Raw genomic sequence first — 6970 nt, forward strand, 5'->3', positions numbered from 1 at the left:
CCATGAGCAAGAGCGGCACCATCCTTTATCTCGACGGCGTCTCACGGTCCTTCGACGGCTTCAAGGCGATCAACAACCTGTCGCTGGTGCTGGACAAGGGAGAGATGCGGGCGATCATCGGCCCGAACGGCGCCGGCAAGACGACGATGATGGACATCATCACCGGCAAAACCAAGCCAGATACCGGCGAGGTCTTCTACGACGGCCAGATCGATCTCACCAGGCACGACGAGGCCGAGATCGCCATGATGGGCATCGGCCGGAAATTCCAGAAGCCGACGGTGTTCGAGAGCCATACGGTGGAGGACAATATCGTCTTGTCGTTGAAAGGGCCGCGCTCGATCTTTCCGGCGCTGTTCCACAAGCGATCGGCCGGTGAGCAGCGGCGCATCGAGGAGATCTTTTCGACGATCCGGCTCGGCGACAAGCGGCATGACCTCGCGGCCAACCTGTCGCATGGCCAGAAGCAGTGGCTGGAGATCGGCATGCTTTTGGCGCAAGACCCAAAACTGCTGCTGGTCGACGAACCGGTCGCCGGTATGACCGACGCCGAGACGGAAGAGACCGCGCGGCTTCTGAAGGAGATTTCGAAGACGCATTCGGTGATCGTTGTCGAGCACGACATGCATTTCGTGCGCGAGCTCGGCGTCAAGGTCACCTGCCTGCACGAGGGCTCGGTGCTGTCGGAAGGTACGCTGGATTTCGTGTCCGCCGACGAGCGTGTCGTCGAAGTTTATCTGGGGCGGTGACGGCGATGTGGCGGGTTTGTCTGGAACGGTTTGATGCCAAGATGAGCACCCCTCATCCGTCTCGGCTTCGCCTCGACACCTTCTCCCACAAGGGGAGAAGGGGGAGCTTGGCACGAATGTCATCGGCAATCATCGAAGTTGAAGACTGGCGGAGGCGGAACGGCAGTGCTCCCCCTTCTCCCCTTGTGGGAGAAGGTGTCGAGGCGAAGCCGAGACGGATGAGGGGTGTTCGCTTAGGCGCGTACCTTGAGAATTTCACCAACCTCCCCTGGCGCGCCGGAAGGTTCGCCACCCCCGCTGTTGCGGCGACGGGGGCGCGGGGGGACCAGGTACGGATGCAGGGGACAGTTTACTTTCTTCCCGCTGAAATGCTGCGGCGGTACCGGCGTTGGCTCGGGCGGGAAAAAGTAAACTGTCCCCGGGAGTTCGTCCGCGAGACCCACCATGCTTGAGGTCAAGGACGCCACCCTCCACTACGGCGCCGCGCAGGCGCTGCGCGGCGTGTCGCTGAAGGCGGACGCCGGAAAAATCACCTGCGTGCTCGGCCGCAACGGGGTCGGAAAAACCAGTCTGATGAGATCGATCGTCGGCCACCACCGGCTGACGAGCGGCACCATAGCCTTCGAGGGGAAGGCGCTCGACCGGAGCGCGGCGTATGATCGCGCCCGGTCGGGCATCGCATTCGTACCGCAGGGACGAGAGGTGTTCCCGCTGCTGACGGTGAAGGAAAATCTCGAATCCGGCTTCGCGCCGTTGAAGCGGGCGGATCGCAACGTGCCGCCGCATGTGTTCGAGCTTTTTCCGGTGCTGAAGCAGATGTTGTCGCGGCGCGGCGGCGATCTCTCCGGCGGCCAGCAGCAGCAACTCGCCATCGGCCGGGCGCTGGTGATGCGGCCGAAATTGCTGGTGCTCGACGAGCCGACCGAAGGTATCCAGCCGTCGATCATCAAGGATATCGGCCGCGCCATACGCTACCTGCGCGACAGCGCCGGCATCGCCATCCTGCTGGTCGAGCAATATCTGGATTTCTGTCGGGAACTCGCCGACGAGGTCAACATCATGGATCGCGGCCAGGTGGTCCATACCGGCCCGGCGGAAGATCTCGACCGCCCGGACGTGAGGAAGTTTTTGACAGTATAACGCAGTCTTTGCTTGCCGAGCGCAAAGGCGCATGATCTTCTTTCAATGGAGGGAAGATCTAGTGTGAGTGCTGTCGGTATCGTTAAGAAGATGTATGGGCTTTATGCCCAGGGAGACCTGGATGCCACGATGAACTTGTGCGCGCCGGACGTCCGATTCGTATGGAAAGCCGATCTAGGTTTTACGCGTTTCTGCGGAACCGAAGCCGGGCTGGAACAATTCCGCCGGAGACTCGATCGTCTCCACAAAGTCTTCGACTACAATTCCTTTCGCATTGTCTCGATCTTCGGCGACAGCGAGCGCGTCGCCGCCGAGACGAAGATCGAAATGACCCACAAGGCCAGCAACAAGCGGGTGCGGCTGGAGAACGCGCATTTCTGGACCGTCAGGGACGGCAAGGTCGCCGAACTCATCGAATATTACGACGCCGCCATGGTGACCGACGCCGACAAGGCGTAGCTCTCAAGCGAGACGGTCGAGGCGGCCCGTAGGCTGCCCCTGCGTTTCTGCGCATAGGCTGCGTTCAGAGCAGCAGATCGGACGAGTTCAGCGCAGTCCCGACGACGTGGATGGCCATCTCGGGGTCGATGTCGGTGTCCACACCCGTGACGTGTCGAACGATGCGGCTTCTCACGCGTTGGACCGACTCGGCCATCGCGCAAAAAAGTCGCTTGACCTTCCAGTGACTGGAAGGATTACGGTTCGATCCCACATAGGAATGAAACGGGAATGACGGCCTTGAACCATCATCACCACACGAATCATCGGCACCAGGCAGAGGCGGGCGCGGCGCCCGAATTGGTGCGCGATCCGGTCTGCGGCATGACCGTCGACCCCACGGCGGGAAAACCGTCAATGGAGCATGGCGGGCAGACCTACCACTTCTGCTGCAACGGCTGCAAAACCAAGTTCGAGGCCGATCCGGAGCGCTATCTGGAAGCCAAGGACCCCGTCTGCGGCATGACGGTGAAGCGGGCCAGCGCCAAACATTATCTGCGCCATGAGGGCGCGGGGCACTATTTCTGCTCGGCCGGCTGCAAATCGAAATTCGAAGCCGAGCCGGCAAAATATCTCGGCGAACGAAAACCCGAGCCGCCGGCGCCGAAAGGCACGCAATACACCTGCCCGATGCATCCGGAAGTGGTGCGCGATGGCCCCGGCTCCTGCCCGAAATGCGGCATGGCGCTGGAGCCGATGGGCGTGCCGACCGGCGAGGAAGGGCCGAACCCGGAGCTTGTCGACTTCACCCGCCGCTTGTGGGTCAGCGCAATCCTGTCGATCCCGCTGCTGGTGCTGACCATGGGGCCGATGCTCGGCCTGCCGATCCGCGACTGGCTCGGCGAGCGAACGTCCGTCTGGATCGAGCTCGCGCTCGCAACGCCCGTCGTGTTGTGGGCGGCGGTCCCGTTCTTTCACCGCGGCTACGAATCGATCGTCAACCGTAGCCCGAACATGTGGACGCTGATCTCGATCGGCGTCGGCGCGGCCTATGTCTTCAGTGTCGTCGCCACGCTGTTCCCGGACATCTTTCCGCATGAGATGCGCGGCCATGGCGGCGCCGTGCCGGTCTATTTCGAGGCCGCCGCCGTCATCGTGGCGCTGGTGTTCCTCGGCCAGGTGCTGGAGCTAAAGGCGCGCGAACGCACCGGTTCGGCGATCCGCGCCCTGCTCGACCTCGCGCCGAAGACGGCGCGCAGGATCGGCAAGGACGGCGGCGAGGCCGACGTGCCGCTCGACCAGGTGCAGACCGGCGACCTGCTGCGCATCCGGCCCGGCGAGAGCGTGCCGGTCGACGGCGTGGTCGAGGACGGCCGCTCGGCGGTGGACGAATCCATGCTGACCGGCGAGCCGCTGCCGGTGGAGAAGGAGCCGGGCGCGGCGCTGACCGGCGGCACGCTCAACCGCAACGGCACGCTGGTGATGCGCGCCGAGAAGGTGGGCGCCGACACGATGCTGTCGCGCATCGTCGAGATGGTGGCCAAGGCGCAGCGCAGCCGCGCCCCGATCCAGGGGCTGGCCGACACGGTCTCTTTCTACTTCGTGCCTACGGTCGTGCTGGTGGCGATCGTCGCCTTCGCCGTGTGGGCGATCTTCGGACCGGGGCTCACCTTCGCCATCGTTTCGGCGGTGTCGGTGCTGATCATCGCCTGCCCCTGCGCGCTGGGGCTGGCCACGCCGATGTCGATCATGACGGCGACCGGGCGCGGCGCGCAGGCTGGCGTGCTGATCAAGGACGCCGAGGCGCTGGAGCGTCTCTCTAAGGTCGACACGCTCATCGTCGACAAGACAGGCACGCTGACCGAGGGCCGGCCGCGGCTGACCGATATTGTGGCCGCCGGCGGGCTGGACGAGGAGGGGCTGCTTGGCCTCGCCGCGGCACTGGAGCAGGGCTCCGAACATCCGCTGGCGGAAGCGATCGTCGAGGGCGCGCGCGAGCGCGGTGTTTCCATCGACAAGGCGACCGACTTCGAGGCGGTGACCGGCAAGGGCGTCAAGGGCATCGTCGCCGGCCATGCCGTGGCGCTCGGCAATGTCGCGATGATGCAGGACATCGGCGTGGACGCCGCTCCGCTCGCGCCCCAAGCTGACGCCCTGCGCGCCGAGGGCCGGACGGTGATGTTCGTCGCGCTGGAAGGCCGCCTCGCCGGCTTCGTCGCCGTCGCCGATCCGGTCAAGGCCAACGCCGCCGACGCCATCCGGGCGCTGCACGACAGCGGCGTTAGGATCGTCATGGCCACCGGCGACAATGCGCTGACGGCGAAGTCGGTGGCCAAAAAACTCGGCATCGACGAGGTCCGCGCCGACATGACGCCGGAAGCCAAACACGCGCTGGTCGAGGAACTGCGCAAAAACGGCGCGGCGGTGGCGATGGCGGGCGACGGCGTCAACGACGCGCCGGCGCTGGCAGCCGCCGATGTCGGCATCGCCATGGGCACGGGCGCCGACGTGGCGCTGGAGAGCGCCGGCATCACGCTGCTCAAGGGCGATATTTTCGGGATCGTGCGGGCCAGGCGGCTGTCGGTCGCGACCATGCGCAACATCCGCGAAAACCTGTTCTTCGCCTTCGCCTACAACGTCGTCGGCGTACCGGTGGCGGCGGGCGTGCTTTATCCCGTCTTCGGCATGCTGCTGTCGCCGATGCTGGCGGCCGCCGCCATGAGCCTGTCGTCGGTGTCGGTGATCGGCAACGCGCTGCGGCTGCGCGGGGTGAAGCTGTAGGCAAGTGCCGGGGACAGTTTACTTTTTCCGCAGAAAGGCCGCAACGCTTCAAGGTTCGCGTGAGCGGAAAAAAGTAAACTGTCCCCTGCGCCGAACTCAAGGAACCACATCATGAACATCGGAACGGCTTCGGAAAAATCCGGCCTGCCGCCCAAGACCATCCGCTACTACGAGGATATCGGACTGCTCAGCCCGGGCCGCGCCGGCAACGGCTATCGCGACTATTCGATCGCCGACGTGCACCGGCTGAAATTCCTGCAGCGTTCGCGCGGGCTGGGATTTTCGGTCGAGGAATGCCGGCAGCTCCTGTCGCTTTACGGCGACACCGGGCGCGAGAGCGCCGAGGTCAAGGCCATCGCCGAGACAAAACTCGTCGAGATCGACCGAAAAATCGCGGAACTTAAAGCGCTGCGCGTCACGCTCGGCCATCTGGTCGAGGCCTGCCATGGCAACCACCGGCCGGAGTGCCCGATCCTCGAAGATCTCGCCGGGCACCATCATTGAGGGCTCCGGCGCCTCGTTTTCCTCCCTACCAGAAAGGACCTGTCATGACCCGCACCCCTCTCCGCGTCGCCCTGCTCGCCGCGGCGCTCGCCCTGCCGCTGTCGTCGGCCGCCTTCGCCCAGACGGACCACAGCGGCCACGCCACGACCCCGGACGCGCCCGCGCCGGCGACAGCCGCCGAGGCCGGCTACAAGAAGGCCATGGACGCGATGCATCAGACGTTCGGAAAAATCGTCTATTCCGGAAATGCCGATGTCGACTTCGTGCGCGGCATGATCCCGCACCATCAGGCGGCGATCGACATGGCGAAAGTGCTGCTCCAGCATGGCGGCAAGGACCCGGAAATCCGAAAGCTCGCCGAGGACATCATCTCCGCGCAGGAGAAGGAGATCGACCAGATGGAGGCCTGGCTGAAGGCCAACGCGCCGAAATAGTCATGCCGACCGGAGGGAAACGGGCGTTTTCCTGGCCGGCATGGCCCGGGGATGGCGTCTGGGCGGGCTTGGCAGTGGCCCGGGCCTTGCAATTCGATCCCGTCGGGTACGCGCAAACGTCCGCCTGGGGTTTCGTGATGCAACTTTTGTTGCCCCTCTCTTGGATTTTCTACGACTTGGCCTTCGCTTTTCGCCCTTCGGGCGGCTCGGCCAAGATCGTGAAAATCCATTCTCCCCCGCAAGGGGGGACATACCGTTGCACCGACGTTTCTGCCAATCACGACGGTTGACGTTTGGCGGAAAGGCCGATGCCGGCGCTATCTCCCCCCTTGCGGGGGAGAATGGATTTTCACGATCTTAGCCGAGCGGCCGAAGCCCGAAGGGCGAGGCGAAAAACGAGGTTAAGTCGTAGAAAGTCCAAGAGAGGGGGTAACCCTTTGTTTAATATAAACAAATGCCGGCCTGGTCAGCATCTGTCAGGATTATTTTCCCGCGACTTATCCCCCTCCCTTCGGCCGGAGCGATAATCCTCATCGCCTGTGCTGGAAAGGAGGCGGTGGCGATGGAGGTAAGTCCGGCGATCGACAAGAACTGGGAGGCCTTGAAGCGTCTTCTGAGCATGCTTGTCGGCATGGCGGAGCTGGGTCTTGGTGCTGGGGGACAGTTTACTTTGTTTCCGCAGGAAGGCCGCAGCAGTCCAGACGTCGCGCAAGCTGAAAAAAGTAAACTGTCCCCGGCACTTACCTTGCCGCGCCATCTCCACCGCGCCATTTTGCGGTTGCTGCGACCGGCCGAATCCGCAGCGCGGCGTTTGATCATCGCGGCGGCGCGCGGCATCGTCGTGACCCTGCCGCCGTTTCGCCCGCGAAAGCCAAAACCCGGAACCAACGAGGCCGTGCTGCGCAGCCTCGGCATCGCCGTCAC

The 6970-nt window shown here is 64.1% G+C and carries 6 protein-coding genes and 1 pseudogene; all 7 read left to right on the plus strand.

Features of this window, described 5'->3' with window-relative positions:
- The first annotated feature begins 2 nt into the window (after window positions 1-2).
- Window positions 3-749 (plus strand): urea ABC transporter ATP-binding protein UrtD, encoded by a 747-nt coding sequence (urtD, locus tag RB623_RS27550; protein ID WP_308060323.1) that lies wholly within the window; start codon window positions 3-5, stop codon window positions 747-749.
- Between the two features lie 444 nt (window positions 750-1193).
- Window positions 1194-1889 carry an urea ABC transporter ATP-binding subunit UrtE gene (urtE, locus tag RB623_RS27555; protein WP_308060324.1) on the plus strand — a complete coding sequence of 232 codons (696 nt, stop codon included), beginning with the start codon at window positions 1194-1196 and terminating at the stop codon, window positions 1887-1889.
- A 63-nt stretch (window positions 1890-1952) separates the two neighbouring features.
- Window positions 1953-2348: a nuclear transport factor 2 family protein gene (locus tag RB623_RS27560; RefSeq protein ID WP_308060325.1), complete on the plus strand. Its 396-nt coding sequence runs from the start codon at window positions 1953-1955 to the stop codon at window positions 2346-2348.
- A gap of 270 nt (window positions 2349-2618) precedes the next feature.
- Window positions 2619-5108 carry a heavy metal translocating P-type ATPase gene (locus RB623_RS27565; RefSeq protein WP_308060326.1) on the plus strand — a complete coding sequence of 830 codons (2490 nt, stop codon included), beginning with the start codon at window positions 2619-2621 and terminating at the stop codon, window positions 5106-5108.
- Between the two features lie 111 nt (window positions 5109-5219).
- Window positions 5220-5612 carry a Cu(I)-responsive transcriptional regulator gene (gene cueR, locus RB623_RS27570; RefSeq protein WP_308060327.1) on the plus strand — a complete coding sequence of 131 codons (393 nt, stop codon included), beginning with the start codon at window positions 5220-5222 and terminating at the stop codon, window positions 5610-5612.
- Between the two features lie 44 nt (window positions 5613-5656).
- Window positions 5657-6046: a DUF305 domain-containing protein gene (locus RB623_RS27575; protein ID WP_308060328.1), complete on the plus strand. Its 390-nt coding sequence runs from the start codon at window positions 5657-5659 to the stop codon at window positions 6044-6046.
- Window positions 6047-6500: 454 nt separating this feature from the next.
- Window positions 6501-6970: pseudogene (locus RB623_RS27580) on the plus strand (hypothetical protein); the annotation flags it as partial.

Origin of the sequence: Mesorhizobium sp. LHD-90 (genome assembly GCF_030929505.1) — a bacterium.
GTDB lineage: Bacteria > Pseudomonadota > Alphaproteobacteria > Rhizobiales > Rhizobiaceae > Kumtagia.

Excerpts from the sequence above, each read along its gene's own strand:
- urtD (WP_308060323.1), top strand. The coding sequence starts at position 3 with ATGAGCAAGAGCGGCACCATCCTTTATCTCGACGGCGTCTCACGGTCC.
- urtE (WP_308060324.1), top strand. The coding sequence starts at position 1,194 with ATGCTTGAGGTCAAGGACGCCACCCTCCACTACGGCGCCGCGCAGGCG.
- RB623_RS27565 (WP_308060326.1), top strand. The coding sequence starts at position 2,619 with ATGACGGCCTTGAACCATCATCACCACACGAATCATCGGCACCAGGCA.
- cueR (WP_308060327.1), top strand. The coding sequence starts at position 5,220 with ATGAACATCGGAACGGCTTCGGAAAAATCCGGCCTGCCGCCCAAGACC.
- RB623_RS27575 (WP_308060328.1), top strand. The coding sequence starts at position 5,657 with ATGACCCGCACCCCTCTCCGCGTCGCCCTGCTCGCCGCGGCGCTCGCC.